Below are 26,672 nucleotides of genomic sequence, written 5' to 3' on the forward strand. Positions count from 1 at the left end.
TCTCATCTCCTTATTCGTAAAAGTCCACCTGCGTATCCAACAGCTTATCCCCATCATAAACAAACTTTGCAGAAAAGAAAGGCTTGTCTTCTAGAAGCCACTCAACAAAGGTATGATCGCCTTCCCAGGTTGGTTTAGATAAAACCTGATTATAGGGCACCCATTCCAGAGTACCTTCGTTGCAGTCAATCAATTCCCCCTCAAACTCCGTCACCTTGAAGACGTAGGTGTACCAGTCCAAGTTGGGAGTAAACTCCGGAAAAGTGATAACGCCTTTAAGAACAGGCTTGGCCTTTAGACCTGTTTCCTCTAAAATCTCACGTGCAGCGCATTCCTGCGGGGTTTCTCCTCGCTCTAGCTTGCCACCGACACCAATCCACTTCCCAGCATGGACATCATTGGGCTTTTTGTTACGGTGTAGCATGAGAAACTCCCGGCCATTATCGATATAACAAATCGTTGCTAACTGAACCATACTACCTCCTATGCTAACCAATTGATAGGCTCCAATCCCTTAGCCACTAAGAAATCATTGGTCCGAGAAAAAGGTTTACTACCAAAGAAACCACGGTAAGCAGACAGTGGACTTGGGTGAGCTGACTCGATAATCAAATGTTGGGAATTACTAATCAAGGCTTTTTTCTTGCGGGCGTAAGACCCCCATAGGATAAAGACAACTGGATCGGTCTTCTCATTAACTACCTTGATAATAGCATCTGTAAAAGGCTCCCAGATTAAGCCGGCATGCGCATTGGCCTGGCCAGCAGGCACTGTCAGACCAGCATTGAGCAAGAGAACACCCTGCTGAGCCCAGGAAGTCAAATCATGCGACTCTTTCACTCCGATATCATCAGCCAGTTCTTTGAGAATATTCTGCAAAGAAGGCGGAGCCGGAATGTCATCGGGTACAGAAAAACTCAAGCCCTGTGCCTGTCTCGGTCCATGGTAGGGATCCTGCCCTAAAATAACCACCTTAACATCCGCTAAATCTGTCGTCTGAATCGCATTAAAAACCTTTTCCCGAGGTGGGTAAATGGTCCCTGAAGCATACACTTCGTCTAAAAAATGATTGATTTTTGCAAAATAACCTTCCGGCAGCTGCTCCTTAATCAAAGCGTGCCAAGCTGAATGTTGCATATATGTCTCCTCTCATTTCCTACGATAAAATTCTCTTATCTTATCCACCTAAGTGCTCTTTTGAGTTCTGCTCTGCCATTTTCCAGAAAACAAGAACCGTGGGCTAGGATGATTTTTTCCGGTTGCCAAGCTAGCATCTGCTCTAGACATTCTTTGGCTTCTTTTTGATGACCGATAAAGGTCATACGGTAGTCAATAGGCGTCTGGCCATCCGGAGCTGCAACACGAACTAATTTATAAGCCTTGCCGCGAATCTGACTTGGAAAATGCTCTGTTTCAAAATTCTCAATCAAATCTGTCAAAATCAAGGTTTGACTGTCCTTATGAAAAAAGACAACTTCCTCAATATAAGTACTTCCCTTGAAAACCAACTGATCTATCTGACCTGCCCAAGCTTCTGGAGCCTCATCTGTCAGCTTTTCATCAAAAGAGACTGGTATTTTCTGCTTGGCTGCTCTCTCTTCCACTCCTGGGCTAGACCAAGCAATTGCCTCAGGATAACGCTTCTTCCAGTCAGCTATATAGGCATAGTGAATCTTATTAGGTGAAACAAGATGCGCAACTGGTCCCAAAGCGTCCAACTGGTCAAACAAGGCTTGATTTGGTTGGATTGGTGAATGACACCAGAGCTGGCCATTTGCTAACTTGATGACAGTCATGCGGGTGGAAAAGGGCAACTGTGTCAGAACCGCATCCATCTCAATCAAATCACCGTCGACAATCCAGATATTCTCGGCAATAGGTTTCAAGGTATAAAGCGGTTCATAGGTAGGAACAGGTTTTTTCATTTCAAAGAGTCCTTCTTTCTAATCCAAAAGCGAAACTTCCCTAGAGCTTGTGGGTACTGGGCCAATCCTAAGGCAGACAGAACCAAAATCTGTGGCAAAAACTGAATCAGATAACGCGTCTTGCCTCCTTCGAAAATCTGCAAAAAGAGCAGGCCACCAAAAACAGCTAAAGTTAGAAAATTCAGCTCATCACTGGAGCGATATTTCCAAAGGGCAAAGATAAGTCCTGCTGCCATAACAATCCAAACCACCTGCTTGGACAGCGAGAAATAGACAAATTCTGACTTGTCAGTGTTCAGGAAGAAGTCACGGACAAACTGAGTTAAAGGATTATCTTTCGTATCTTGGTAAAAAGGCGATATATAAGGCGTCTTTTCATTTTCAACACTGCGGTAGAGCCAGCCCAAATCTCCTTCTGCTACAGTCAGAGACTGCTTGTGGAAGAGATGATGAGCTAAAGTCAAAGGATTATATTCACTTAAGCGACGCTTGATTTCCTTAACAACATATTCCTTGGCAAACATGCCATTGTTATAGTCATATTGCTTATCGGGCTCGATATACTGCAAGAGCCCTTCTTTCATATCTTCCTGATTGTGGCCATTGAAGGTCAGACCCAAATTGATAAAGAGCAGGGGACCCTTTGATAGTCCCTCTCCTTTCATAATTGGCACCTCTGTCTGATGCTTGGACCAGTAATGCAGCGGGGCATAGCTAATCGCAAAACTGCAAGCAAAAACGACTAGTGTCAGAAAGAACTTCCTCCAGTTCTTTTTGAAAAAGAGGACTCCAAAGACGGCTATCAGCAGAATCATTACTGTTGGTCTAAAGAAGAAAGCCAGACTAGTCATCAGCCCAAGCAAAATACTACGCCAAATCAGCTGTCGACTGGTTTCCTCTCCCTTCAGCAATCCCAGAACTAGGAAAATCTGCAGACTGATGAAAGGAAGGGGCGGAATATCGGTATACATTGAAAAGAAATAAGGAGAAAAGCCCAGTAAAAGCACATAAAGACTAAAGACAGCATCTGCAGCCTTTTGGGAAAAATACTTTTGGCAGCCCTTGTAGAGAATCAAGGCCGTTACGTTAGTATAAACAATATTCAAGGCCTGCATGACCCATAGACCAGATTCCCCAAATACATTAAAGAAAAAACGCTCGTAGAGAAAGAGAGAGACATTGTTAGGATTCCGGGTCAGATAGCTGGAAATGGAGCTTTCTTTCAGAGTTTTGAAAGCACCTGTAAAGACAACTGCTGCATCCCGTCTAATCAAAAGCTCTGCCGAAAAGAGCATAATCAGCTGAAAAATAAAGACAGCTAGCATAATAAGAAATTTATGCTTCATCAACCAATGATAAGCTTTTTCTAGCAAATGCCGATAGCGATAGGCCATATAAGTCAAGCCAGCAAAAGCAATAATAGCTATACTATTCAGCTCTGAAACATGCCAGATGGCAATCAGAAACCAATGAACCGCTGTAATCAGCATAACTTTCTGTAATATCGAAAAGGATAGATGATAAATCTTAGACATAGCTCTATTATACCAAACACAGAGACTTTAAGCCATTTTAAAAGGCAAGATAAGGACGTTTTACTGAAAAATGACCTGAATAAGAGTCAGATCATTTTATTTCTTCGGTCTAGGCCTGCCAATTCTCTTGATCATGCTTAAATTTCTCAAGCAAGGCCAAGCCCTCAGGACTGACATACCCTTCTGCTTCAGCTAGAGTGATTAGCTCAGTGTAGTTAGAAAGCGTTATTAATTTCACACCCGCTTCATTAAAGTTCTTTTCTGCCTTTGGCAGCTCATAGGTAAAGATAGCTGCTGCGCCAATCACATCAGCACCTTCACGTTTAGCGGCAGCGATAGCATCCAAGACCGAACCGCCAGTCGAGATTAAGTCTTCAATGACAACCATCTTCTGCCCAGGCGCTACGCGACCTTCGATTTGATTGCCCGCTCCGTAATCTTTTGGTTTGCTGCGGATATAGGCAAATGGCAGGTTCATCTTATCTGCAATAATGGCTCCGTGAGGAATGCCCGCTGTCGCAGTTCCAGCAATGACTTCTACATCGGGAAATTCCGCCCGAATCTTTTCAACGAAACCATCCTCAATCAAGGTCCGAGTCTCTGGATAAGCCAAGGTCACACGGTTGTCCGTATAAATAGGTGATTTGATACCTGATGCCCACGTAAAAGGCTCTTCTGGCTTCAAATACACAGCTTTGATTTTCAATAAATCACGCGCAATCTCTTTTGCTAAAGTCATTTGTTGCTCCTTATAAATTTGAATGTTTTTGATGCTGTTAATTCGATAAACGACTTAATTCGAATTTCTTGTTATTGTCTAGCTATTCCACTGCTTCTTAATCTCGTGGTAGGCATCCCAAGGATTTTCAGCTTGGATAATCGGACGGCCGACTACAATATAATCACTGCCTATTTGATGGGCTTCCTGCGGAGTCATGACCCGCTTTTGGTCACCGATTTCTGATCCAGCTGGCCGAATACCCGGCGTCACACAGAGAAAGTCTTTGGCAGTTGCCGCCTTAATCAGTTCAACTTCTTGAGCTGAGCAAACTACGCCATCTAAACCAGCTTCTTTGGCCTTCCGAGCGTAATTGACAACTGACTCCTGAACCGTAGTCTGGATATTTTGGCAATCACGCATATCTTCCTCGCTGGTCGAGGTCAGCTGGGTCACAGCAACCAACTTAGTCTTATCACCCAAGACCTTCTTGGCTTCGCTCATCATCTCCACACCGCCTGCTGCATGAACCGTCACCATGTCGATGCCAAATGTTCCTAAGACAGACATAGCTGAGCGCACCGTATTGGGAATGTCGTGCAGTTTCAGATCCAAGAAAATGCTGTGTCCAAGACCTTTCAGATAATGAACGATTTCTGGACCGATGGCATAGAAGAATTCCATGCCGATTTTGACATAGAGTTTTTCATCTTCCGGAAAATGCTCCAAGAAATCTTTGACATCGTCAAAAGATGGAAAGTCGAGGGCGATAATAGGCCGTTCTTCACGCATGAGGGGAAAATCTCCTTTTAAATTATTATCTTCAAAAAAGTCCATTAGGCATTTATATCTCAAAAACAACCTTCACATTAGGCTCAGAGACATAGAAAAACCTTGCCCGAGAGCAAGGTTACACGAAAATGTGGCAATATCTGCCATTCAAACGTATGTACCTTAGTAGCCTCTCTGGACTTCTTTAAAGGTTATATTTAGTTCATTCTATAATTTCACAGCAGGATTGTCAAGTAAAAATGTAACTTTAAAGCAAATTCTCTCGAACTTCTTTTCGTAAAGTTTCAAGATTTTCGATGCCGTATTTATCCATAACCTTAGGCAAATCTTCAATGATGGTCGGACAGGCATAAGGATCCGTGAAATTGGCAGTTCCCACTCCAATAGCTGAAGCGCCCGCTATAAACATCTCCAGAGCAGCCTCCGCCGAATCAACTCCCCCCATACCAATAATGGGAAGTTTGCTTGCCTGCGCCACTTGACGGATCAGCTTGAGTGCTACCGGAAAGACAGCTGGACCCGACATACCGCCTGTGCCATTAGCAATAATAGGCTTGCACGTCGTCAAGTCAAATCGCATACCTACCAAGGTGTTAATCATGGTAAAACCAGCAGCACCAGCGTCTTCAACAGCCTTAGCTACCTGAGTGATATCAGCCACACTCGGAGTTAATTTGACATAGACAGGTACTGCAGAAGCATCTACTGCTGCCTTGGTTGCTTCGTAGGCTAATTCTGGAACTTGGCCAATCAAAAGGCCAGCATTTCCATGGTCAACATTAGGGCAGGAGATATTGAGCTCAATAGCCTTGACATTGGGGGCTTGGGAAATTTTCCCAGCCACTGTGGCATATTCTTGATTGGAAAATCCCGCTACATTAGCGATGATTGGAAGGTCGGGATAATGTTTTTCCAACCAGGGCAGTTTTTCAGCTAGAACAACCTCAACACCTGGATTTTGCAGGCCAATGGCATTGAGCATGCCAGCTGGCGTTTCTGCCACCCGAGGAGTGGGATTGCCAAAACGGGGATCCAAAGTCGTAGCCTTTATCATGATGGAGCCTAGCAAGTCTAGGTCATAGTACTTGGCATATTCTTGACCGAAGCCAAAGCATCCAGATGCTGGAATAATTGGATTTTTCAGGTCTAAGCCTGGCAAGGAAACTCTTAAACGTTTGTCACTCATTCTTTCCCCTCCTAGACAATAATCGTGCCCGTTTCAAAGACCGGACCGTCTTCACAAACGCGCTTATTGACTGACTCATCCTGACCTGCCACATGAACGACGCAGGCATAGCAGGCGCCCATGCCACAAGCCATACGAGACTCCATAGAAAGATAAGCATGCGGATGGTCCTGAAACTTATGATCCACATACTGGAGCATAGCTGGCGCTCCACAGGAATAGACAGCCACATAATCTTGAGACAACTCATCTACAACGGCTGATACATAGCCCTGACGACCGTAAGAACCGTTATCCGTCGTGACAATGACTTCGGCATATTTTTTCATTTCTGCTTCCAAAATGACAGCAGACTTGTCAGCATATCCCAGAACAGCTGTCACTCGAGCTCCCTTGGCATGCAATTCTTTAGCAACCTCAAGCAGGGGAGGGACTCCAATCCCACCACCGATAATCAAAGCGTGGTCACCTGCCCTTACAGGACTCAAATCAAAGCCATTGCCCTGAGGCCCCATAACATCAAGAAAAGCCCCAAATGGAAGTTGAGAAAAAATAGCCGTCCCGCCGCCTTCTATCCGATAGATGATGCGACAAGTCAGATTGTCTCGGTCAATCTCTGCAATCGAGATAGGCCGGCGCAAAAGCTTGCTGTCATCTGGTACCCGAATATGTAAAAACTGCCCAGCCTGCATCTGGCTGACCATTTGCCCCTTTAGAATCATGGAAAAAATATTAGGCGCAATTTCTACTTGCTCCAGTAGCTCCATCTGCTCCAGCATAATCTTGCCAAATCTCTTTTTACAACTGTCACTAACCATGACAACCTCACTTTCTACAAGAAAAACCTCGCCGCAGCAAGGTTTCGCAAAAAAACAAGACAGCCAATTGCCTCTTATACCGTTTTTCCCACCTTGCAGCCTCACTGGACTTGATTAAAGGTTAAATTGTAAACATTATATCGTTAGAGATATGGATTGTCAAGGCATAAAAATATTAGAATTTTCATGTCTCCGACTTACTACAGCCTTACCAGCTCTTGTCAAATTCACTTCTTGCATCTGCTAGACAAGGAGCTGAATTATGCTTTTGTTCTACATATTGAAAAATTCTATAATAATAGATTATCACTCTTACAGCCCTATCTTTCTGTTCTCTCAATATGGCTGTTGGCTATCGTCAACCGAAAGACACTATCTTCTTGAAGATGTAAAGTTAAATGAACCCATTCATTATCATAGACTTCATCTGAAGTTAAGTATTTAAGGTCCAAGACAACTTGTTGACTATCTGCTGCATCCAAGCGCGAAACAACAATTTCTGATTCTTCTGGTAACCCAAATAATTGAATGATTTCTTCATAGGATGTACCAGGATTACCAGTGCCCTCGCCACGAACTTGTAAACTAGCAATTTCATCCTTTGTCCAAAGATGAGGACTATTCCCCTGTGGCAAAGTTGGATAACCCTCATCAAGAATATTCGCGCTCTTTCTAATTAAATGATAGCTTGTTCCGTTTTTTTCAAATGTTAACTTTAAATTACTTCTATGATAGTCTTGGTTAGCCTCGCTTGAATAGATTAATTCGATATTATCATTTATTTCACTATAATAAAAACTTGTAGCCTTGCCGTGTTTTTCCAGTACTTCGTCTAAAGAGGCTCCAGTTTGACCAGCAACAGTATCCTTAATTTGCAGATTGATGATCTCGTCTGTTGTCCAGCTAAAGCTATAGTTTCCTCTATCTAAGACTCTCTCTTCTAGCTGAATCTCCTCGGATGATTTCTGCTGAACAGATGAGGACATACTGTTTCGCCCGAGTTCTTCATAAGCAGATTTAATCCCCCACATGATCATCGCCTTTCCAATCAGCACCATCATACAAAACATAATACATACAATAAAAATAGTAATGGCAATGGGTAGAACTACCGAACGATTTTTATAGTCATTATCTTTGGTCATATCGTCCTCCTAATTTCCTTCATTTTAGCACAGGAAACTTTAACAAGCAAACATTTTCTAATCTTCTGATTTATCGGGAAAAAATCCCCAGTTTGTGATAAAATAGTCCTATGAGAATTCAACAGTTACACTATATTATCAAAATTGTCGAGACTGGCAGTATGAACGAAGCTGCCAAGCAGCTTTTCATTACTCAGCCTAGTTTGTCTAATGCTGTGCGGGATTTGGAAAATGAAATGGGTATCGAGATTTTCATTCGCAATCCAAAAGGAATTACCTTGACCAAGGACGGCATGGAGTTTCTTTCTTATGCTCGGCAGGTAGTTGAGCAGACTCAGCTTCTAGAGGAGCGATACAAAAACCCTGTCGCCCACCGCGAGCTTTTCAGCGTTTCTGCCCAGCACTATGCTTTTGTGGTCAATGCCTTTGTCTCCCTGCTTAAAAAAAGCGATATGGAGAAATACGAGCTCTTTTTGCGGGAAACTCGGACTTGGGAAATTATTGACGACGTAAAAAACTTCCGCAGTGAAATCGGCGTCCTCTTTCTCAATAGCTACAACCGCGATGTCCTATCCAAGATGCTGGATGACAATCACCTGATTGCCACTCATCTCTTTACAGCTCAGCCCCATATCTTTGTCAGCAAGTCCAATCCGCTGGCCAAGAAAAAGCTGGTTCAATTATCTGACTTAGAAAACTTCCCCTACCTCAGCTATGACCAAGGGACTCACAACTCCTTCTACTTTTCTGAGGAAATTCTCTCTCAGGAACACCATAAAAAATCTATCGTAGTCAGCGACCGTGCGACCCTCTTTAACCTTTTGATCGGTCTGGATGGCTACACGATTGCAACCGGTATCCTCAACAGCAACCTCAACGGAGATAATATCGTGTCAATCCCACTGGACATTGATGATCCGATTGAACTGGTTTACATCCAGCACGAAAAAGCTAGCCTATCCAAAATGGGAGAACGATTCATTGAGTATCTGATTGAGGAAGTACAGTTTGATAAATAGATTAATCATTACTTTAGATTCTTAATAAAATTCATAAGGAGACTGAATGAAGTCAAAACGTCACGCTAAATTATTTTGGGGATGTATTATTCTTATTCTTCTCGGAATAATTACTTACTTCAACATACACCCTATCCCTACTTTGATTAAGCCTGTCCCGACTATCACAATAAAAAATAGTGGCAGTGGTTTTTTTGATACTGAAAATCCTGTTAAAAGCCTAGAAGAAGCCGAAAACAACTTTTATGTAAAATTCAATATAAAAGAAGTAGATTATGTTTCTGAATCAGATTTTTATATATATGATGATAAAGGAACACAAGTACCCGTTATAGATTTTAACTCTACTTCTGCCGAATATTCAAGCGATGATATTCAAATTTGGTTTTCAGGAAAAGCGAACACTAAGTATAGAGTTGTATATAATGGTGTCAAGGACGCAGAGTACAGTGCTAACTTTGATACTCCTTCAAAAAAAGCAGATATAAAAAAAGATGATAAGATTGTTAAGACTTATATTAGAAACTATCTAAAGACTGGTATAAAAGATGAATTGACTGAAAATATCATTAAACATGAATCTGATAGGATATATGCTAATATCTCACTATATTATACTCCATCAAATAAGGAAAACAAAGCTATTGTTCAAGCATATTGGGAAGCTTATATAAAAAACTGGACGAACTATAGTATAGAAATGACTGAAGCTAACGATGAAAAATATTCATTTACTGTTACGTATAATTGGGGAGAGCCAGATATGGAAGAGTTAAATAAAAGAATAAATGAGAGAGAAAATCAATTAAAAAAAGAGCTGGGTAATGATTACAAAAAAATTTTCAAGAAGGTTATTGCTGAAATACCAACTATGATTAGAAATACCTCGCAGAAAGAACCAGAAGAAAAATCTATAAGTTTTTCAGTAGATAGAGAGGATATAGAAGCACTTAATAAAGGTACCGGAAACAATGATATATCAGAGTTATCTAATGTATTCCAAGAGTCTCTCACGAAATTATATCCTTAATACTTAAAAAACCAGATGCTTAGTTCAAGCTATCTGGATTCTTTCTTATTTTTGATTTAAAACTTCTGTTATATACTCATCCTTATTTTCATCTGTGTAAGTTTTGGAGGTTGATTTAACCTTATAATCGTCATCGTTAAGACGTTCCACAATATAAGAATGGGTAATGGTCATTTTAAACCGACTCCCCGTTGTGCTAACGCTTAAAGGTAAGTTAGTCAGTTCGTCTGAGTAAAATATTCTGTAGTAATAATAACTTAGTGTATGAGATAGTCTATTATTATAAATTTCATCCCTCCTTTCCCAATAGTTCCCTCTGTACTGATTTTGATAATCATCAAAAAAATCCATTTGGTTATCTAAAAGTTTTTTCGATCTAATAAAGAAAATTGGGGTCCAGTTAAAGCCAGGTTTACTTCCATATTCATAATATGTCTGCATTTTCCCAGTTTTAGGATTTTTCAACTGATAAGAAATCATGCTAGTGGCTTCTGGAACTTGATAAAGTGTGTCGCCTACATAAAGAAAAAGTAATATGTCTACCAAGTCCCTAGGATGCTCATCCTTATCAGGTAACTTATATTCTGGAAAACGCCAACTCAATTTTTGATAAATAGAATCACTTAATAACCTATTGCTAAAAGCCGGACCAATTTCAGAAGTCGCTCCTATCGGAATATCTGACTTGCTACCATCAGTAAAAGTAACATGCAAAATTTGTTTTTCATTATATTCGTTCCAATTTGATATAGTTTTCTCTGTCCACTCTTTATTTTGAGGTGCTTCTTCAGACTTGTCATGCACAAATTCAATATTTAAGTCTTTAACTATTTTTTTCTTAGGTTTAATATCGGTTACTTTATAGTTATATACCGTATAGTAAATATTCTCTGAATCAAACCACTCTGGCTTAAGGTAGTAGCGCAATCCAATATATCCAATCACTACGACAATAATTCCAGCTAAAATCAGCTTCTTATTCCTGTTTAATTTCTTCATAGAGACCTCCTGAGTTCTTTATTTTATTATAGCATAGTCACAAGATTTTCTATAGAAGATTCCTCCTGAACGAAAGCAAAAAACACCTGAAAAAGCTATCTCAGGTGTTTTTTCTAATGTTTCAACTTCCCCAATACTTCTCCTATCTTACCCTCAATGACTAGATCTGCCTGGCTGTCTTGAGGGATGCTGGTCTTGTTGATGACAACCAAATGCTTACCTGCAAAATACTGGATGAGGCTGGCTGCGGGATAGACGACTAAGGACGTGCCGCCGATTATCAGTAGGTCTGCTTGATGGATAGCTTGAGCTGCCTGCTGGAAAACTTCCATATCTAGAGGTTCTTCATAGAGGGTCACATCTGGCTTGACAATACCGCCACAGTCAAGGCAGTGAGGAATGGTACCCTGCAGAGCCAGAAAGCCATCCAAATCATAGAATCGCTGACAATTCAGACAGTAATTTCTATCCGCACTGCCATGTAGCTTGAGCATCTTTTTCGAACCGGCCATTTCATGCAAACTATCGATGTTTTGAGTTACCACAGCCTTGAGCTTGCCCGTCTTCTCCAAGTCTGCCAAGTAGACATGAGCAGCATTGGGCTTAGCATCCGGATAGAGCAGGTACTTCTTGTAAAAGTCAAAAAACTCCTGCGGATAGCGCTCAAACATAGTGTGAGAAACCAACTGCTCTGCTGTAAAATGCTGTCCTAGCTTGACGCTATATATCCCATCTGAACTGCGAAAGTCTGGAATATTGGACTCCGTCGAAACCCCCGCGCCACCAAAAAAGACGATATTCTGACTTTGGTCTATTAATTCTTGCAGCCTTGCAATCTTATCCATCCTGCTACTCCTTATAAGAGACTTTCTATGACCGCATTCGCTCGGTCAAAGTAAAAAGGTTCCCTCTGAAAAACTATGCCCGTCTCCTGCGCCAAATCAATCAGAAGCTCCATAAAGTGCTGAGATGAGAAACCTGTCGTCCTGTGCAATTCTTCCTCATCAAAAGGCTTGATAAGATGAGCCAACGGATTGCGGACTGACTTTTCTAACTCTCTTAGTTGCCGTGCTGATTCTTTGACAGATTCGGGCAAATGCAACTGCAAAATCAGCTCCGTCAAACTAGAAGAATTAACCGTGCTTTCCGCATGAAAATTTTGCAGGACAGGATTATCAGAATGTCGCATCTTTTCAAACTTCCAACGGTCGTAACTAGCCCCTCGCGAATTATGAATATAGCAATCAATATCCGGTATTTGCTTTCGAATCAGCCGCATAAAAATCCGATAAATAGCCGGACTGACAGCTCGGATAAAATCAGTCAGCTGCTCATTTCTTAGCTTGGCTTCCAGATCATAAAGGTAATTGACTAGCTGCTCATCCGCTTCATTTTCATGGCAAAAAAGCTGAAAATCAGCTAGGTTAGACCCAATGATTTCCAACTTTAGATTCATCATAGATTGGATGTTGAGCTCTCTTCGCTCCGCTAAAGCCTCAAGAAGAAGGACCAAGTCAGACTGGACACTGCTTCCTGCTCGCTCAGCTAGTTTATGAGCATAAGCATAGTCATAGCGGGAAATAGCAAAGAGAATAGCTTCTTTGACATCTAATTTCATGCTTCTGCAATCAAGGTTTCCAAACCAACCTTCATCATATCGGTGAAGGTATTTTGGCGCTCTTCTGCTGTCGTATCCTCTTCAGGATTGACCAAGCTGTCAGAAATAGTCATGATAGCAAGAGCATCCACATGGTATTGAGCAGCCAAGTAGTAAAGTGCCGCAGCTTCCATTTCCACTGCCTTAACCCCCCACTTACCAAGTTCGATGTTCTTTTCAAAGTAGTTTGAATAAAAGACATCCGACGATAAGACATTCCCAACATGAGTTGTCATACCAAGATCTTTGGCGATATGGTAGGCCTTATCTAGTAAATCAAAGCTAGCGATTTGCGGAAAATCATACTGTGGCCAGTCATTGCGGATGATATTGGAGTTAGTTGCAGCCGACTGAGCCAAAACTAATTCACGGACATGCACATCAGCATTCAGCGAGCCCGCTGTTCCGACACGAATTAGCTTTTTCACACCGTAATCAACAATCAGCTCACGCGCGTAGATAGAGATTGAGGGCATTCCCATTCCAGTCCCCATAACAGAAACACGATGTCCTTTATAAGTACCAGTGTAACCGAACATATTGCGGACTTCATTGAAGCAAACAGCGTCCTCAAGGAAATTCTCCGCAATAAACTTAGCCCGAAGCGGATCTCCTGGAAGAAGGATTTTATCAGCAATCTCGCCTTGTTTAGCAGCAATATGAATAGACATAATTAAGATACTAAGGGCTTAAAAGAGGCAAAGCAAAAATAGGAAATCGAACGAAGATGCGACTGCATCTAGGTAGATTTATCTTTTTTGCACCGCCTCTAGCCCGAGTTCAATTCAAACTCAGACGCCCTTCCTTTCTGTGTTTATTTGAAAGATAGTTTTCCTCTCGTGTTCAAATCTGAACAACTCACTCTACCTTTCTTGAGTTTAATGATTTTATCGGCTAGATAGAAAGGCTGTTCCGGGTTTAATTACCAACACAGACACTCCGCCTTTCAACATTTTTTTACAATTCAGCAAGTGTTTCTTTAAGCAGTCGTTTGAAATCACCCTTGACACGCTCTGTTACCTCAACCACTTCCTCATGATTAAGCTCTTCTTGGAACCCAGCAGCAAAATTTGTAATGCATGAAATTCCAAGGACTTTCAAACCAGAATGTGCTGCTACAATCACTTCAGGAACAGTAGACATGCCGACTGCATCCGCTCCAAGCGTCTTATATGCGCGGATTTCTGCAGGTGTTTCATAAGTTGGTCCAGTGACACCGATATAGACACCCTCATCTAGCTTGATACCAAGCTTATCAGCAACTTTATGAGCGACGGCACGGTATTCTGGAGTGTAAGATTTAGACATATCAGGGAAACGTGGACCAAATTCATCCAAATTTTCACCAATCAAAGGATTTTGACCAGTCATATTGATGTGGTCCGTAATGGCCATCAGTGTACCAGGACCATAGCCGATACCACCGGCAGCATTGGTCACAATAACACCTGTCGCACCAAGAGCCTTCATCACACGCACTGGGAAAGTAACGATGTCTAAAGGATTTCCTTCATAGAAATGGAAACGGCCTTGCAGCGCCAAGACTTTCCGTCCTGCCAAGTCTCCATAAACTAATTTACCAGCGTGGCCAACAACAGTTGAACGACCCCAGTTTGGAATATCCGCATAGTCAAGACTAACGGCATTTTCGATTTCAGAAGCCAATTCTCCCAAACCAGATCCCAAAATCAGACCAAATTCAGGCTCTGTCATACCTTTTTCTTTCAAAAAAGCCGCTGTTGCTTTGATTTTTTCTGATAAGCTTGTCATAAAATATTTCCCTCACTCTCTTATTATGCTTATACCAATTTGTCCAAGAAGCTTTGACCAATCATCGCCTTATCCACTCCGAAGTTTTCAGCAACGGTAGCTGAGATATCCGCAAAGTGTCCGACAGGAATATGACCATGACTGCTCAGCGATTTTCCGAAGACCAAGAGCGGAATGTACTCACGAGTGTGGTCGGTTCCGGCATAGGTCGGGTCATTACCATGGTCAGCAGTAATCATGAGCAAATCATCTTCACGCATATTTTCAATGATTTCTGGGATGCGAGCATCAAACTCTTCCAAGCAGTCACGGTAGCCATGTGGATCACGGCGGTGACCATAAAGAGCATCAAAGTCTACTAGGTTAGTAAATGAGAAACCTTCTTTGAAGTTTTCGTCTTTGAGGGCTTTGACCAAAGTATCTACACCATGATTGTTAGACTTATTATGTCCCATGTCATGATTGATTCCAGCGCCGTTGAAGATGTCGTTAATCTTCCCAACTGAATAGGTAGCAATTCCAGCTTCATTGAGCTTATCAAGCACAGTTGGATTGAACGGAGATACGGCATAGTCGTGACGGTTGGCTGTACGAGTGAAGTTGCCTGGCTCACCTACATAAGGACGAGCGATAATACGCCCCAGAAGCGCAGGCCGTTCCAAGGTAATAGAGCGGGCGAATTCACAGATACGATAGAGCTCTTCCAAAGGAATCACTTCTTCGTGTGCTGCAATTTGCAATACTGGGTCAGCAGAGGTATAGATAATCAGCTCGCCTGTTTCCATCTGACGAGGACCAAAGTCATCAATAACTGCTGTACCAGAGTATGGCTTGTTAGCCTCACGAATGACCTTGCGACCAGAAAATTCTTCAATCTGAGTCAGGATTTCTTCTGGGAAGCCATTCCAGAAAGTATCAAAAGGCTCAGTAATATTGAGACCCATGATTTCCCAGTGTCCTGTCATCGTGTCTTTTCCAAGAGATACTTCTTCCAGCTTGGTATAGTAACCGCTAGGATTTTCTTCTTGAGGAACTGTCTTCAAAGGAGCAGGACGCTCGATATTTCCCAGGCCGATTTTAGCCATGTTTGGCACATTCAGTCCTACCGTTTTGGAAATATGTCCCAGAGTATCTGAAGCACCATCTGGTACCCCTGCATTGACAAAGTTATTAGCATCTGGCGCAGCACCGATACCAACTGAGTCCATGACTACCAAGTGAATACGATTAAATTTTGGCATAAAACACCTCTTTCTATTTATTGGCCTCTAAAACTTGAAGACCCGATTTTCCAGCAACAATGACCTTGTCTACCATTTGATTAAACAATCCATGCTCCACTACTCCCACAACATGATCAAGTTCTTGTGCAAACTCAACTGGATTTTCAATCACACCTAAATCTAAGTCAATAATGAAATTCTGCATGTCCGTGACAAAACGTTGGTCATCTTTCTCACGAAAGGCTGGCTTATATCCAGCACGCTCAAAGCGACGAAAGAGCTGTTCAGCACCGTACTGAACAACTTCTACTGGTAGCTTGAAGGCACCTAGCTTCTCGACCATCTTGCTCTCATCGACTACCCAGATATAGTGCTTTGTAGGAACAGCCACGACTTTCTCCATGAGAAGTGCGCCGCCACCGCCCTTAATACCGTTAAAGGCTGCGTCAACCTCATCAGCACCATCAACTGTCACATCAACCAAGTCAACTTCATCAATGGATTTGAGCGGAATACCTAAACCTTCTGCCTGTTTGCTAGTGACACTGGAAGTCGTAACAGCTGTAACCTGTAGTCCTTCCTCTTTTATACGCCGACCAATCTCTTCAACAAAATAATAAGCGGTCGAACCCGTCCCGAGACCAACAATCATCCCGCCTTGGACAAATTCAGCAGCCTTGATTCCTGCCAGTTTCTTTAGATTTTCCATAGCACCTCCTCGAATCACACTACTTTTATTATATCATGATTCTCACTAACATGAAAGTGTTTTCTTTACCAGACTTAAATTTCATTCCTTTGGCTTGATAATCGAAAGCCTTGCTCCTCCTTGATTTTTGCGTTACAATTAAGGTAATTGATTTTAAACACAAGGAAAAATACAGTATGATTACCAGAGAATTTGATACAATCGCTGCGATTTCTACGCCTCTTGGCGAAGGGGCTATCGGTATCGTCAGACTAAGCGGGACTGACAGCTTTGCTATTGCCCAAAAAATCTTCAAAGGGAAAAATCTAAGCAAAGTGGAAAGCCACACGCTCAACTACGGCCATATCGTTGACCCTCAAAATCAGGAAATTCTGGACGAGGTTATGCTTGGCGCTATGCGCTCTCCCAAGACCTTCACGCGCGAAGATATCATTGAGATTAACACCCACGGCGGAATTGCGGTTACGAATGAAATCCTGCAGCTGGCTATCCGCGAGGGCGCTAGAATGGCTGAGCCTGGTGAGTTTACCAAGCGAGCCTTTCTCAATGGGCGCGTAGATTTGACTCAGGCTGAGGCCGTTATGGACATCATCCGAGCCAAAACTGATAAAGCCATGAACAATGCTGTCAAGCAGCTAGATGGCTCCCTCTCCAACCTTATCAACAATACTCGTCAGGAAATTCTCAACACTTTAGCTCAGGTCGAGGTCAATATTGACTATCCAGAGTACGACGACGTGGAAGAGATGACGACCCAGCTTATGCGAGAAAAAACAGCTGAGTTTGAGGATCTGCTGAGCAATCTCCTCAATACTGCGCGACGAGGCAAGATTTTGCGCGAAGGTATTTCCACTGCTATCATCGGCCGGCCTAATGTCGGCAAATCAAGCCTCCTCAACAATCTTCTGCGCGAGGACAAGGCCATTGTGACTGACATTGAGGGGACGACCCGTGATGTGATCGAGGAGTATGTCAATATCAAGGGCGTGCCGCTCAAGCTCATCGATACTGCAGGAATTCGAGAAACCGATGACCTTGTAGAACAGATTGGAGTTGAGCGCTCTAAAAAAGCCCTGCATGAAGCCGACTTGGTCCTCTTAGTTCTCAATGCCAGCGAGCCTCTGACAGACCAAGACAGACAATTGCTGGAAATCAGCCAGGACAGTAATCGTATCGTCCTGCTTAACAAGACTGACCTTGAGGAAAAGATTGAGCTGGATCAGCTGCCAACTGATGTCATCAAGATTTCTGTCCTCCACAATCAAAATATCGATAAAATTGAAGAACGCATCAATCAGCTCTTCTTTGAAAATGCTGGTATCGTCGAGCAAGACGCCACCTACCTGTCCAACGCCCGCCACATTTCCTTGATTGAAAAAGCCCTAGAAAGCCTGCAAGCCGTCAACCAAGGCTTGGAAATGGGTATGCCTGTAGATCTTCTTCAAGTCGACATGACCCGCACCTGGGAAATCCTCGGCGAAATCACTGGTGACGCCGCACCAGACGAGCTTATCACCCAACTCTTCAGCCAATTCTGCTTGGGGAAATAGAGAAACGATAAATACCTGTCATTTCCAAACTTACACTTGAACTACTGTCCCTCATTCCATCAAGTTCCATTGCACTCTAATTAAAACTATTGCTAAAGCCTTCAAATTCATATAAAATAATCCTATCATATCAAAAAGGAGATTCTCCATGAAAAAAACCTTCCAAGCATTCTTACTTGCAGCTAGTCTATTAAGTTTGGCCGCCTGTGTTCAATCTCAATCAAAGAAGCCAGCTCAATCAAGTGATAAGGCTAAAACTTCCAAAAAATCATCCTCTAGCAGTAAGGTCAGTTCTAAATCATCTAGTAAATCTGATAGCTCTTCGTCATCCAGTTCATCTTCTGACTCCAGCAGCATTCCAAGCACTAACAGTAGCTCAAGCTCTACTATAGTAGATGGCAAGGAAGTTTCTATTACTTCCGAAGGTGCTTTTATCACTTTTCCTGAAATCGGTAAAGTCGTGAAGAAAGATGATGGCTATCTATTCGCTTCGCAAGGCCTTTGGGTAATGATTAGAACTGATGGACAATATATGTCTATCACATCAGAAGGTAGAAATATCAATAGCATTGATGTTGATCCTAGTCCAGTTAATGACGTCTATGCAAAATTTGGAGTTTCTGGAACTGCTGATATTGACGCGATTATAGAAAAAGCAAAATCATCAAACAACTAGAGTAAAAATAAAGCATACCTAACCAACTTTGCTTAGGGGAATAGAAAAAAACAAGAGACCTAAAATTTAGGTCTCTTTTCGAATGCAGTAATTTATTACTTATACTAATTGATTAGCTTTTAAATCAAGAACGGCATTTTAAAACCTCAGTCCAAAATAAACCTTACCGTCTCAACCGCCAATAAAGTAATAAGCCATCTCTTTTCCTCCTGAGAGTATTTAAAAAAGCCTTAGACAGGCTTTAAGACTGTCCCCTGCCGGAATCGAACCAGCAACTACTCCTTAGGAGGGAGTTGTTATATCCATTGAACTAAGGGGACTTAGAGAAAAACTCTGCCCAACGACAGAGTCTTTCTAAGATTAACGGCGAATTTCTTTGATACGCGCTGCCTTACCTTGCAATGCACGAAGGTAGTACAATTTAGCACGACGGACTTTACCGTAACGAACGACTTCAATCTTGTCAACACGTGGAGTGTGGATTGGGAAAGTACGTTCAACACCGATACCGTTAGAGATTTTACGAACGGTGTAAGTTTCTGAGATACCAGCACCTTTACGAGCGATAACCACACCTTCAAAAATCTGGATACGTTCGCGACTTCCTTCGACAACTTTCGCGTGAACGCGGACAGTGTCACCAGGACGGAATGCAGGGATGTCAGTACGAAGTTGACCTTCAGTCAAACTTTGGATTAATGGATTCATTTTTTCTACTCCTATCTTACTAATCTTAAGGTTCAAGACCGCAGCGGATTAGCCGTTTTTTGTGCTTCCATTAGGCACAAAGTATATTATATCAAAATTTCTAAAAATGTAAAGATGTTTAAATAAAAATTCCCAAAAGAATCGCTAAAAACCCGAGTATGTATGTCGAAGCCAAATAGAGAACAAATTTCTTTCGCTCCGAAAAGAGCTCTGCCAACTCAGCATTCAAGGTCGAAAAGGTCGTCAAACCACCACAGAAACCTGTTGCTAAAATGACATAAAGCTGCTTGTCTTCTATATGATTATAAAAATAACCAATGAGAAAAGCACCTAGCAAGTTTGCCAATAAAGTCCCAATCGGCAGAGATGCTCTGCTATTAACCTTGGAGAAAACATAACGAACGAGAGCACCAGCACCGCAGCAGATTAACATCGCCCACATCATGACTTCACCTGCTTTCCAGCCCATAGGGCGATTGCAAGGCCACCACCTACACTTAAAACTAGATAGATAAGAAGCTCCGTATAGCGCCCTGAATCTGCTAGTTTGATACTGTCTAGCAGAAGACCAGAAAAAGTCGTCAAACCTCCGCAAAAACCGGTCGAAAGCGCTAGAATTAGGCGCTGAGACTTAACTTTACTGCTAAGATAGCCCTTGATAATATAGACCAGCAAAAAAGTTCCCAAATAATTGACCAGCAAGGTACCCAAAGGAAATGTATCAGAAAAAACTGATAAGAGCGCTACTTGGTAACGTAGCCAACCGCCTGCCATTGCAGATAAAGCCACAGCAATAGAGTTCTGTACTTCTTTCATTAGATATTTTTATTCTGAAATTCACGCGAACGTTTTAAAATGTCAGAAAAGGTCGCTACAACAGTTTCCTTGTAGTCTTTGTTTTCAACCTTATCCGCCACTCTGGCGAAAATCACATCTTCTCTCTTACTATCCAATACAGCCGTACCCGTTAATTTTTTTAAAGCCACGACTTGGTCGACTAGATTCATGCGTTGCTCCAGCAAGGCAACGATTGCATCATCCACTTGATCGATTTCCTGTCTGATTTCTTCTAACGTCATCTACTTCCTCCTTATATTCTATCTATCATATCAAAAAATAGTAAAATTTTCTAGTTTAATTCTAAATAAAAAGGTCCAAGTCCCGTGATTAAAAGAAAACTCGCTTATGCGAGTTTTCATCTGCAGGCTAAAACAGTCCCCCGGATCTTGGATTAAGGATAACTCGCAAAAGCGAGTTTTTATCTGCAACCTAAAACAGTCCTCTGGACTGTTTTAGCCAACTGAGCCTTCCATACTCATGTTGATGAGTTGGTTGAGTTCGACGGCGTATTCCATTGGTAGTTCTTTGGTAATGGGTTCCATAAATCCGTTGATAATCATAGCTGTGGCTTCTTCTTCGCTGATGCCTCGGCTCATTAGGTAGTAGAGCTGGTCCTCAGATACTTTGGAAACCTTGGCTTCATGCTCTAGCGCGACATTTGAATTATGGATTTCATTAAAAGGAATGGTGTCAGAACTGGATTCACCATCCATGAGAATGGTATCGCACTCGATATGAGATTTGGAACCAGCACTATTCTTACCAAAGCGGACCTGACCACGATAGTCTGTCTTTCCACCATCCTTGGCCACTGATTTAGAAATTAAGGTACTGGATGTCTTAGGAGCATTATGAAAGACCTTACAACCCGCATCTAAGTGCTGACCATAGTTGGCAAAAGACATAGATAAAACAGAAGTCCGTGCATTGCGGCCATTAAGAATACTACACGGATATTTCATATTGACCTTGCTGCCTAAGTTACCATCAATCCACTCTAAGGTGCCGCCTTCATCAACAATCCCCCGCTCCGTTACGAGGTTATAGACATTGTCCGACCAGTTTTGAATGGTTGTGTAGCGGAAAAAGGCATCCTTTTTGACAATGATTTCGACATTTGCCGCATGAAGACTATTGCTCGTATAGGTCGGTGCTGTGCAGCCCTCGATATACTGGATAGAGCCGCCTTCCTCGATAATCATCAAGGAGCGCTCAAACTGGCCGGCATTTTCACCATTAATTCGAAAATAGGTCTGAACAGGAACTTGGCACTGGACGTTCTTGGGCACATAGATAAAGGTTCCGCCAGACCAAACTGCGCTATTAAGCGCAGAAAATTTATGCTCAGCGTTTGAAATCACAGTACCAAAATACTGCTTGACCAAGTCCGGATATTCCTGAACAGCCGTATCCGTATCGGTGAAGATAATCCCCAGCTTGGCAAACTCTTCCTTCATATTGTGGTAAACCACTTCAGATTCATACTGAGCCACAGCTCCAGATAGGTACTGCTTCTCAGCTTCTGGAATTCCCAAGCGGTCAAAGGTTTTCTTAATCTCTTCTGGAACCTCATCCCAACTGCGAGCCCGATCTCCGCTTAGCTTCTGATAATAGATAACATCATCAAAGCGAATCCCTGACAAATCAGGGCCAAAGTCGGGCATAGGTAACTTATGAAAGAGCTCCAAGGAGCGCAGACGATAGTCCAGCATCCACTGGGGCTCATTCTTGATTTCTGAGATTTCTCGAACTACTTCTTCGGTCAAGCCTCTCCCAGTCGAAAAGAGCGGTTTGACATCATCATGAAAGCCAAAGGCATAGTCACGTTCTTTCATAGGAACTCCTCCTTTATCTGATGGATAGCGCTTACCTATATTATACTCCTAATCATGAGAATTGTCAGAAAATAACATTTTCGCACAAAAAAACGGCCGCAGCCGTTTCCTCTATTTATCACTTTAAACTTTATTAACCAAGCCTTCTGCAAAAGCTTCCAAACGTGCAATATCATCATCTTCCGCAGATAGGTCTACTTTAACACTTTCTGCACCCTTCGTCGCTCCTGTAGCAGCAAAGGCAGCATCGAAGTCATCAACAGCCTTGCAGAATTCGTCATAGAAAGTATCGCCTGAACCGACCACCCCATAGACCTTGCCAGACAAATCCAAACTAGACAAGTCTTCGTAGAAGTCCATCATCTCATCAGGCAGCTCACCGTCACCATAGGTGTAGGTTGCTACAATCGTAATATCTGCTTCCAAGAAATCTTCTGCATCGACAGTGGTGCACTCGTCCACTTCAACTTCTACATCCAGGTCTCTTAGCTTATCCGCCACAATATCAGCAATTTCCTCGGTGTTTCCAGTCATGCTGGCAAATACAATTTTCGCTAAGGTCATATCTTCCTCCAAATTCTAATCTGCTCTCATTATATCATATCTTTTTTATTTTAAAAATAAAAACTCTTATGCTACAATGGGTAAAGAAAGTTGACGAGGTTATTTATGACTCTTTATCATGATATTTTAAGTAAGATCAAAGAATACGATACTATTATCATCCACCGCCATATGCGGCCAGATCCTGATGCTCTTGGCAGTCAGGTCGGACTACAAAAGCTGCTTCAGTACCACTTCCCAGAAAAGACAATAAAAGTAACAGGCTACGATGAGCCAAATCTCATGTGGCTAGCACAAATGGACCAAGTCGCAGACGAAGATTACCGAGAGGCTCTAGTCATCGTCTGTGACACTGCTAATACAGCCCGCATTGACGACCAACGCTACACGACAGGCGACTTCCTCATCAAAATCGATCATCATCCTGATGATGAGGTTTACGGAGATATTTCTCTAGTTGATACAAGCTCCAGCAGTGCCAGTGAGATGATCGCTCTCTTTGCCTTTGAAAATAACTTAGACTTGAGCAAGGAAGCTGCTGAACTCCTCTATGCTGGTATCATCGGCGACACTGGCCGCTTCCTTTATCCTTCCACTAGCGCCCGCACATTCGAAGTAGCTGCCAAGCTGCGCCAGTACGATTTCGACTTATCAGCCTTGTCTCGTAAAATGGACTCTATCAGCCGCCAGGTAGCTAAACTGCAGGGCTATGTCTATGAGCAATTGGAAATAGATGAAAATGGGACTGCGCGGGTCATTCTGCCTCAGGAAGTTTTACAAGCCTATCAACTAACCGATGCTGATACAGCAGCCATCGTCGGGGCACCTGGACGAATTGAAGATGTCAGTCTGTGGGCTATCTTTGTTGAGCAGCCAGATGGTCACTACCGTGTCCGCATGCGCAGCAAGGTTATTCCTATCAACGGTATTGCTAAAAATCATCACGGCGGTGGACACCCCTTAGCCAGCGGAGCCAATGCATTTTCAAAGGCAGAAATAGAGCAAATCTACACCGAGATGAAAGAATTGGCAAAAAAGTAAGAAATTAGTCTAAAAGTCTTGTCAAATCAATCAGAATTTGATAAACTATCAAAGTAACTAATCTATGGCTCGCAAAGAGACCATGGCAGAAAGGAAATTTTTGTAAAATGAGAAAAGATATTCATCCAGAATACCGCCCAGTTGTCTTCATGGACACTTCTACCGGCTACCAGTTCCTTAGCGGTTCAACTAAGCGTTCAAACGAAACAGTTGAATTCGAAGGGGAAACTTACCCATTGATCCGTGTAGAAATTTCATCAGACTCACACCCATTCTACACTGGACGTCAAAAGTTCACTCAAGCAGATGGACGTGTGGATCGTTTCAACAAAAAATACGGTCTCAAATAATCATAAGCACCAATCGGTGCTTTTTTTGTACTCAAAATTTCTTTTCGCCTTTTTAAACTTTAAAATCTATCCACAACCGCTACTTTTGCTTCCTAGTTAATTCAACAAAAAAACTCCAAAAGTCAGACAATTAAAATCTAACTTTTGGAGTGTGGTTTATATGCAACCAAAGATTAAGAACACAGATGTTTAAGAATAAAATTCCTTATTATTTATAGCTGTATGCCCAGTAGTAAACACCGTTTCCGTCTACAACTGTCGCTACTGCCCCTTCAGTTACGTTAGGATCAAGAAGCAATTCTCTCAGACCGCTGTTAGCCCATTTCTTAACGACAACAGATGGATCTTCATCACGACGTCCAACAAAGCCTGAGCTATCGTATTGACGTGAGATTTCATTTACTTTTGGAAGTGCTTGATTTTGATAAATGTCTTCTGACCAAGTCAACTCTTTCAAACCTTGAGCTTTACGCTCTTCATTGATTTTAGCGAAAGCTTCTTTAGCTTTTGAAACATAGTCATAGTTTGTATCGTTTGTTGCTTCAACACGGTAAACAAACTTAACATAACCAAATTCTACATCACTGTATTTCTTATCCTCAACACCACTCTTAAGGTTTGCAATCAAGACATAATCCTTAGCATATGGGTTTTCTTTGGTTTTCTCAAAGATTTCTGGATCTTCGATTTCCCACTCAACCTTGGCATCCCATCCTGCGTTATCAAGGAACTTAGGATTCATCTTTTCGATAACGTAGTTTTTGAACTCTTCAACGTTCTTGAATGGCAGCGGTTGACCAGCTTTAGCAGTTGTCACTAGGTTAGTTGAGTACAATTTCACGCTAGAGTCTTTATCACTGTACATGTATTCATCATCTGCAGTGTTTTCGTGAAGTTTTGGATCAAGAGCTGGATCGTTTGGATCAGTCATACCTTGAAGTTTCCATTTGTCACCAAACCATTTCCAATATGGAGAGTATCCATTAGCTTCTGAGTCAGATGGTATACGGTAATAATGAGTAGATCCATCAAAGTAATAGTTAGGATCTGACTCAAGAGCCTTGTCACCTGGTTTTCCAGTTGGGTAGATAATTTTCGGAGCTCGTCCATTTGGTGCCCATGTCAAGTGTTCAAGACCTTCTGCTGGTTTTTCAACATATGGAGGAATTTGATCTTCACTTGGTTTATCAGTTGTTACCAAACCAGGAGTCTCTGGCACAGCAGGTCTTGTTGGAGTTTCTGGTTTTGGTTCTGCTGGTTGCTCTGGTTTCGGAGCAAATGGATTGAGATCACCTTCTGCACCGTTAATCGGAGGATTTTCTGGCAAATCAACACTTGGTACCTCAGGTTTTGGTTCTGCTGGAGTTGTTGGTTGTTCCGGTCTATCATTTGGAGCTGGAGTTGGTTGCTCTGGTTCTGCTGGTGTCGGAGTTGGAACTTCTGGTTTTGGCTCCTCCGGCTGGCTTGGAGTTGTTGGATTAGTTGAGTTATCAGCGGAATCCTTAACAAACACCCACTTACCATTTTGATAGTAGTAATAGTCGCCATTATCCAATACATAGTAATGATAACCATTTTCATAACGATAATGCGGATCGTTTTCCAAGTTGTTATTGGATGTGCTGTTATTGTTAGTATTTGTCAATGGTTTCCACTCACCATCACGATAGATACGGTAAGAACCATCTGTCATACGGTAGTAATGGTTACCATTCCAGTAAATGTAGTTTTCATCGTTTGCAAGATTGTTGTAATTATTCCAACCATTATAGCCATAATTGTTGCTATAGTTATAATTCCAGTTGTTATAGCCTGGATAATAGTTATTATAACCATAGTCGTAATTATAGCCATTGTAACCGTAGTTATATCCGTAGTTATAGTTGTTATAGCCATAATTGTAGTTATTGTAACCATAGTTGTAATTGTTGTAACGGTAGTTGCGGTTGTTACGGTAATTATAGTTGTTATAACCATAGTTATAATTGTTGTAACCACCATTCCAGTAATTATAACCTGGTTGATAGTAGTTATAACCATAATCTTGAGCCTGAGCATTATTCGCAAGAGCAAATGCTGGAATAATAGCCGCAGCAGCCACAACAGATCTTGATAAGAGTCTGAAACGATTGTTCATATTAATTAAACCTCCAAAGTGACCAACATCACTTTATTTTTTTGTGGGGGGAATTTATTTTTTGTGCACAACTTCATAAAAAAGAATTTCACGAAAATACTGCCAGCTGACAGTTGACTGCTCCATCATTATCAAACGCAAAAAAACGAATCACTAGTTAGTGAATCCACCTGATTAAAGGTTGCACATAAATGTTTTTATAACATTTGATTTAGAAATAAAGAAGTCAATATGCTTGAAAATACTTTTTTATGCATATCTCACCCTCAAGACGAATTATAGCACAAGAAATTTTTGAATGCAAGCATTTTAGTTAACAGGGTGTAAATTATTTTTATGGGTAATTTTTTATAGTTCGTCTTTTTGTTTATTTTTCTGTTTTTTATCTTTGAAAATCTATAAAATCTTCTTTTTAACGAACCAAAACAATAGAAAAATGTTTATA

The 26,672-nt window shown here is 41.8% G+C and carries 29 protein-coding genes and 1 tRNA gene; 6 read left to right on the forward strand and 24 right to left on the reverse strand.

Annotated features, from left to right (window positions below; translation table 11 throughout):
* Positions 1–10: 10 nt before the first annotated feature.
* From RSK81_RS06640 to RSK81_RS06680, 9 genes are all read right to left on the reverse strand, one after another.
* Positions 11–475 (reverse strand): NUDIX hydrolase, encoded by a 465-nt coding sequence (locus RSK81_RS06640; protein WP_002924581.1) that lies wholly within the window; start codon positions 473–475, stop codon positions 11–13.
* 8 nt (positions 476–483) lie between these two features.
* Entirely contained in the window at positions 484–1,137 is a 654-nt protein-coding gene (locus RSK81_RS06645) for a uracil-DNA glycosylase (RefSeq protein WP_002924580.1), read from the reverse strand.
* A 35-nt stretch (positions 1,138–1,172) separates the two neighbouring features.
* Complete coding sequence (locus tag RSK81_RS06650) at positions 1,173–1,925, reverse strand: DUF4336 domain-containing protein (RefSeq protein WP_002924579.1); 753 nt, start codon at positions 1,923–1,925, stop codon at positions 1,173–1,175.
* Entirely contained in the window at positions 1,922–3,460 is a 1,539-nt protein-coding gene (locus RSK81_RS06655) for a glycosyltransferase family 39 protein (protein ID WP_002924578.1), read from the reverse strand. The genes RSK81_RS06650 and RSK81_RS06655 overlap by 4 nt, the downstream gene beginning before the upstream one ends.
* A 109-nt stretch (positions 3,461–3,569) precedes the next feature.
* Positions 3,570–4,199: an orotate phosphoribosyltransferase gene (pyrE, locus tag RSK81_RS06660; RefSeq protein ID WP_315686262.1), complete on the reverse strand. Its 630-nt coding sequence runs from the start codon at positions 4,197–4,199 to the stop codon at positions 3,570–3,572.
* A 78-nt stretch (positions 4,200–4,277) separates the two neighbouring features.
* Positions 4,278–4,970, reverse strand: a complete 693-nt coding sequence (gene pyrF, locus RSK81_RS06665) for an orotidine-5'-phosphate decarboxylase (RefSeq protein ID WP_032908159.1) — start codon at positions 4,968–4,970, stop codon at positions 4,278–4,280.
* A gap of 247 nt (positions 4,971–5,217) precedes the next feature.
* Positions 5,218–6,156: a dihydroorotate dehydrogenase gene (locus RSK81_RS06670; protein WP_002924573.1), complete on the reverse strand. Its 939-nt coding sequence runs from the start codon at positions 6,154–6,156 to the stop codon at positions 5,218–5,220.
* 11 nt (positions 6,157–6,167) lie between these two features.
* A complete protein-coding gene (locus RSK81_RS06675; RefSeq protein ID WP_032908157.1) occupies positions 6,168–6,974 on the reverse strand; it encodes a dihydroorotate dehydrogenase electron transfer subunit in 807 nt (268 codons plus the stop codon).
* Between the two features lie 320 nt (positions 6,975–7,294).
* Positions 7,295–8,119 (reverse strand): hypothetical protein, encoded by an 825-nt coding sequence (locus tag RSK81_RS06680; protein WP_268682208.1) that lies wholly within the window; start codon positions 8,117–8,119, stop codon positions 7,295–7,297.
* 110 nt (positions 8,120–8,229) lie between these two features.
* Here RSK81_RS06680 and RSK81_RS06685 point away from each other — a divergent pair, with 110 nt between their 5' ends.
* Together RSK81_RS06685 and RSK81_RS06690 are read left to right on the forward strand one after the other, a co-directional pair.
* Positions 8,230–9,138 carry a LysR family transcriptional regulator gene (locus tag RSK81_RS06685; protein ID WP_002895403.1) on the forward strand — a complete coding sequence of 303 codons (909 nt, stop codon included), beginning with the start codon at positions 8,230–8,232 and terminating at the stop codon, positions 9,136–9,138.
* A gap of 46 nt (positions 9,139–9,184) precedes the next feature.
* Complete coding sequence (locus RSK81_RS06690; RefSeq protein WP_002924570.1) at positions 9,185–10,168, forward strand: hypothetical protein; 984 nt, start codon at positions 9,185–9,187, stop codon at positions 10,166–10,168.
* 45 nt (positions 10,169–10,213) lie between these two features.
* Here the strand turns inward: RSK81_RS06690 and RSK81_RS06695 are convergent, their stop codons facing one another.
* From RSK81_RS06695 to rpiA, 7 genes are all read right to left on the reverse strand, one after another.
* Positions 10,214–11,167, reverse strand: a complete 954-nt coding sequence (locus RSK81_RS06695) for a hypothetical protein (RefSeq protein ID WP_002924569.1) — start codon at positions 11,165–11,167, stop codon at positions 10,214–10,216.
* 113 nt (positions 11,168–11,280) lie between these two features.
* Entirely contained in the window at positions 11,281–12,012 is a 732-nt protein-coding gene (locus RSK81_RS06700; RefSeq protein WP_315686267.1) for an NAD-dependent protein deacylase, read from the reverse strand.
* An 11-nt stretch (positions 12,013–12,023) separates the two neighbouring features.
* Positions 12,024–12,785, reverse strand: a complete 762-nt coding sequence (locus RSK81_RS06705) for a hypothetical protein (protein WP_315686269.1) — start codon at positions 12,783–12,785, stop codon at positions 12,024–12,026.
* Positions 12,782–13,495, reverse strand: a complete 714-nt coding sequence (gene deoD, locus RSK81_RS06710) for a purine-nucleoside phosphorylase (RefSeq protein ID WP_049552776.1) — start codon at positions 13,493–13,495, stop codon at positions 12,782–12,784. Before deoD ends, RSK81_RS06705 begins: the two co-directional genes overlap by 4 nt.
* Before the next feature lie 286 nt (positions 13,496–13,781).
* On the reverse strand, positions 13,782–14,594 hold the full coding sequence (locus RSK81_RS06715; protein ID WP_002912574.1) for a purine-nucleoside phosphorylase: 813 nt from the start codon (positions 14,592–14,594) through the stop codon (positions 13,782–13,784).
* Between the two features lie 29 nt (positions 14,595–14,623).
* Positions 14,624–15,835, reverse strand: a complete 1,212-nt coding sequence (locus tag RSK81_RS06720) for a phosphopentomutase (protein WP_002912575.1) — start codon at positions 15,833–15,835, stop codon at positions 14,624–14,626.
* Between the two features lie 13 nt (positions 15,836–15,848).
* Entirely contained in the window at positions 15,849–16,526 is a 678-nt protein-coding gene (gene rpiA, locus RSK81_RS06725) for a ribose-5-phosphate isomerase RpiA (RefSeq protein ID WP_002912576.1), read from the reverse strand.
* Positions 16,527–16,702: 176 nt separating this feature from the next.
* Here rpiA and mnmE point away from each other — a divergent pair, with 176 nt between their 5' ends.
* Positions 16,703–18,076 (forward strand): tRNA uridine-5-carboxymethylaminomethyl(34) synthesis GTPase MnmE, encoded by a 1,374-nt coding sequence (mnmE, locus tag RSK81_RS06730; protein ID WP_315686270.1) that lies wholly within the window; start codon positions 16,703–16,705, stop codon positions 18,074–18,076.
* Between the two features lie 148 nt (positions 18,077–18,224).
* Complete coding sequence (locus tag RSK81_RS06735; RefSeq protein WP_002912579.1) at positions 18,225–18,752, forward strand: hypothetical protein; 528 nt, start codon at positions 18,225–18,227, stop codon at positions 18,750–18,752.
* A 248-nt stretch (positions 18,753–19,000) separates the two neighbouring features.
* Here RSK81_RS06735 and RSK81_RS06740 read toward each other — a convergent pair.
* The 7 genes from RSK81_RS06740 to RSK81_RS06770 form a co-directional block, all read right to left on the reverse strand.
* A tRNA-Arg gene (locus RSK81_RS06740) sits at positions 19,001–19,072 on the reverse strand.
* Between the two features lie 40 nt (positions 19,073–19,112).
* Entirely contained in the window at positions 19,113–19,460 is a 348-nt protein-coding gene (rplS, locus tag RSK81_RS06745; RefSeq protein ID WP_002900259.1) for a 50S ribosomal protein L19, read from the reverse strand.
* Positions 19,461–19,578: 118 nt separating this feature from the next.
* Positions 19,579–19,905 carry a fluoride efflux transporter CrcB gene (gene crcB, locus RSK81_RS06750; RefSeq protein WP_268682338.1) on the reverse strand — a complete coding sequence of 109 codons (327 nt, stop codon included), beginning with the start codon at positions 19,903–19,905 and terminating at the stop codon, positions 19,579–19,581.
* Positions 19,902–20,276 carry a fluoride efflux transporter CrcB gene (gene crcB, locus RSK81_RS06755; RefSeq protein WP_268682214.1) on the reverse strand — a complete coding sequence of 125 codons (375 nt, stop codon included), beginning with the start codon at positions 20,274–20,276 and terminating at the stop codon, positions 19,902–19,904. The genes crcB (RSK81_RS06750) and crcB (RSK81_RS06755) overlap by 4 nt, the downstream gene beginning before the upstream one ends.
* Positions 20,276–20,539 carry a chorismate mutase gene (locus RSK81_RS06760; protein WP_268682215.1) on the reverse strand — a complete coding sequence of 88 codons (264 nt, stop codon included), beginning with the start codon at positions 20,537–20,539 and terminating at the stop codon, positions 20,276–20,278. Before RSK81_RS06760 ends, crcB (RSK81_RS06755) begins: the two co-directional genes overlap by 1 nt.
* 213 nt (positions 20,540–20,752) lie before the next feature.
* Complete coding sequence (sufB, locus tag RSK81_RS06765) at positions 20,753–22,135, reverse strand: Fe-S cluster assembly protein SufB (protein ID WP_268682216.1); 1,383 nt, start codon at positions 22,133–22,135, stop codon at positions 20,753–20,755.
* 123 nt (positions 22,136–22,258) lie between these two features.
* A complete protein-coding gene (locus tag RSK81_RS06770) occupies positions 22,259–22,699 on the reverse strand; it encodes a flavodoxin (RefSeq protein ID WP_002924537.1) in 441 nt (146 codons plus the stop codon).
* Positions 22,700–22,804: 105 nt separating this feature from the next.
* Here RSK81_RS06770 and RSK81_RS06775 point away from each other — a divergent pair, with 105 nt between their 5' ends.
* Both RSK81_RS06775 and RSK81_RS06780 read left to right on the forward strand, forming a co-directional pair.
* Positions 22,805–23,740 (forward strand): DHH family phosphoesterase, encoded by a 936-nt coding sequence (locus tag RSK81_RS06775; RefSeq protein ID WP_268682217.1) that lies wholly within the window; start codon positions 22,805–22,807, stop codon positions 23,738–23,740.
* Positions 23,741–23,847: 107 nt separating this feature from the next.
* Positions 23,848–24,090, forward strand: a complete 243-nt coding sequence (locus RSK81_RS06780) for a type B 50S ribosomal protein L31 (protein ID WP_002895374.1) — start codon at positions 23,848–23,850, stop codon at positions 24,088–24,090.
* Between the two features lie 208 nt (positions 24,091–24,298).
* Here RSK81_RS06780 and RSK81_RS06785 read toward each other — a convergent pair whose 3' ends face one another.
* Positions 24,299–26,227, reverse strand: coding sequence for a cell wall protein (locus RSK81_RS06785; protein WP_080561370.1), 1,929 nt, complete (start codon positions 26,225–26,227; stop codon positions 24,299–24,301).
* Between the last annotated feature and the right edge of the window lie 445 nt (positions 26,228–26,672).

The sequence above is a fragment of the Streptococcus sp. DTU_2020_1000888_1_SI_GRL_NUU_041A genome, assembly GCF_032387735.1.
Lineage (GTDB): Bacteria > Bacillota > Bacilli > Lactobacillales > Streptococcaceae > Streptococcus > Streptococcus sanguinis.

Excerpts from the sequence above, each read along its gene's own strand:
- RSK81_RS06715 (WP_002912574.1), bottom strand. The coding sequence starts at position 14,594 with ATGACAAGCTTATCAGAAAAAATCAAAGCAACAGCGGCTTTTTTGAAA.
- RSK81_RS06705 (WP_315686269.1), bottom strand. The coding sequence starts at position 12,785 with ATGAAATTAGATGTCAAAGAAGCTATTCTCTTTGCTATTTCCCGCTAT.
- crcB (WP_268682214.1), bottom strand. The coding sequence starts at position 20,276 with ATGAAAGAAGTACAGAACTCTATTGCTGTGGCTTTATCTGCAATGGCA.
- RSK81_RS06700 (WP_315686267.1), bottom strand. The coding sequence starts at position 12,012 with ATGGATAAGATTGCAAGGCTGCAAGAATTAATAGACCAAAGTCAGAAT.
- pyrF (WP_032908159.1), bottom strand. The coding sequence starts at position 4,970 with ATGCGTGAAGAACGGCCTATTATCGCCCTCGACTTTCCATCTTTTGAC.
- RSK81_RS06775 (WP_268682217.1), top strand. The coding sequence starts at position 22,805 with ATGACTCTTTATCATGATATTTTAAGTAAGATCAAAGAATACGATACT.
- RSK81_RS06640 (WP_002924581.1), bottom strand. The coding sequence starts at position 475 with ATGGTTCAGTTAGCAACGATTTGTTATATCGATAATGGCCGGGAGTTT.
- RSK81_RS06770 (WP_002924537.1), bottom strand. The coding sequence starts at position 22,699 with ATGACCTTAGCGAAAATTGTATTTGCCAGCATGACTGGAAACACCGAG.
- RSK81_RS06680 (WP_268682208.1), bottom strand. The coding sequence starts at position 8,119 with ATGACCAAAGATAATGACTATAAAAATCGTTCGGTAGTTCTACCCATT.
- RSK81_RS06720 (WP_002912575.1), bottom strand. The coding sequence starts at position 15,835 with ATGCCAAAATTTAATCGTATTCACTTGGTAGTCATGGACTCAGTTGGT.
- rpiA (WP_002912576.1), bottom strand. The coding sequence starts at position 16,526 with ATGGAAAATCTAAAGAAACTGGCAGGAATCAAGGCTGCTGAATTTGTC.
- RSK81_RS06735 (WP_002912579.1), top strand. The coding sequence starts at position 18,225 with ATGAAAAAAACCTTCCAAGCATTCTTACTTGCAGCTAGTCTATTAAGT.
- crcB (WP_268682338.1), bottom strand. The coding sequence starts at position 19,905 with ATGATGTGGGCGATGTTAATCTGCTGCGGTGCTGGTGCTCTCGTTCGT.
- RSK81_RS06645 (WP_002924580.1), bottom strand. The coding sequence starts at position 1,137 with ATGCAACATTCAGCTTGGCACGCTTTGATTAAGGAGCAGCTGCCGGAA.
- pyrE (WP_315686262.1), bottom strand. The coding sequence starts at position 4,199 with ATGACTTTAGCAAAAGAGATTGCGCGTGATTTATTGAAAATCAAAGCT.
- RSK81_RS06760 (WP_268682215.1), bottom strand. The coding sequence starts at position 20,539 with ATGACGTTAGAAGAAATCAGACAGGAAATCGATCAAGTGGATGATGCA.
- RSK81_RS06650 (WP_002924579.1), bottom strand. The coding sequence starts at position 1,925 with ATGAAAAAACCTGTTCCTACCTATGAACCGCTTTATACCTTGAAACCT.
- RSK81_RS06690 (WP_002924570.1), top strand. The coding sequence starts at position 9,185 with ATGAAGTCAAAACGTCACGCTAAATTATTTTGGGGATGTATTATTCTT.
- RSK81_RS06780 (WP_002895374.1), top strand. The coding sequence starts at position 23,848 with ATGAGAAAAGATATTCATCCAGAATACCGCCCAGTTGTCTTCATGGAC.
- RSK81_RS06655 (WP_002924578.1), bottom strand. The coding sequence starts at position 3,460 with ATGTCTAAGATTTATCATCTATCCTTTTCGATATTACAGAAAGTTATG.
- sufB (WP_268682216.1), bottom strand. The coding sequence starts at position 22,135 with ATGAAAGAACGTGACTATGCCTTTGGCTTTCATGATGATGTCAAACCG.
- mnmE (WP_315686270.1), top strand. The coding sequence starts at position 16,703 with ATGATTACCAGAGAATTTGATACAATCGCTGCGATTTCTACGCCTCTT.
- RSK81_RS06675 (WP_032908157.1), bottom strand. The coding sequence starts at position 6,974 with ATGGTTAGTGACAGTTGTAAAAAGAGATTTGGCAAGATTATGCTGGAG.
- RSK81_RS06695 (WP_002924569.1), bottom strand. The coding sequence starts at position 11,167 with ATGAAGAAATTAAACAGGAATAAGAAGCTGATTTTAGCTGGAATTATT.
- rplS (WP_002900259.1), bottom strand. The coding sequence starts at position 19,460 with ATGAATCCATTAATCCAAAGTTTGACTGAAGGTCAACTTCGTACTGAC.
- RSK81_RS06785 (WP_080561370.1), bottom strand. The coding sequence starts at position 26,227 with ATGAACAATCGTTTCAGACTCTTATCAAGATCTGTTGTGGCTGCTGCG.
- RSK81_RS06685 (WP_002895403.1), top strand. The coding sequence starts at position 8,230 with ATGAGAATTCAACAGTTACACTATATTATCAAAATTGTCGAGACTGGC.
- deoD (WP_049552776.1), bottom strand. The coding sequence starts at position 13,495 with ATGTCTATTCATATTGCTGCTAAACAAGGCGAGATTGCTGATAAAATC.
- RSK81_RS06670 (WP_002924573.1), bottom strand. The coding sequence starts at position 6,156 with ATGAGTGACAAACGTTTAAGAGTTTCCTTGCCAGGCTTAGACCTGAAA.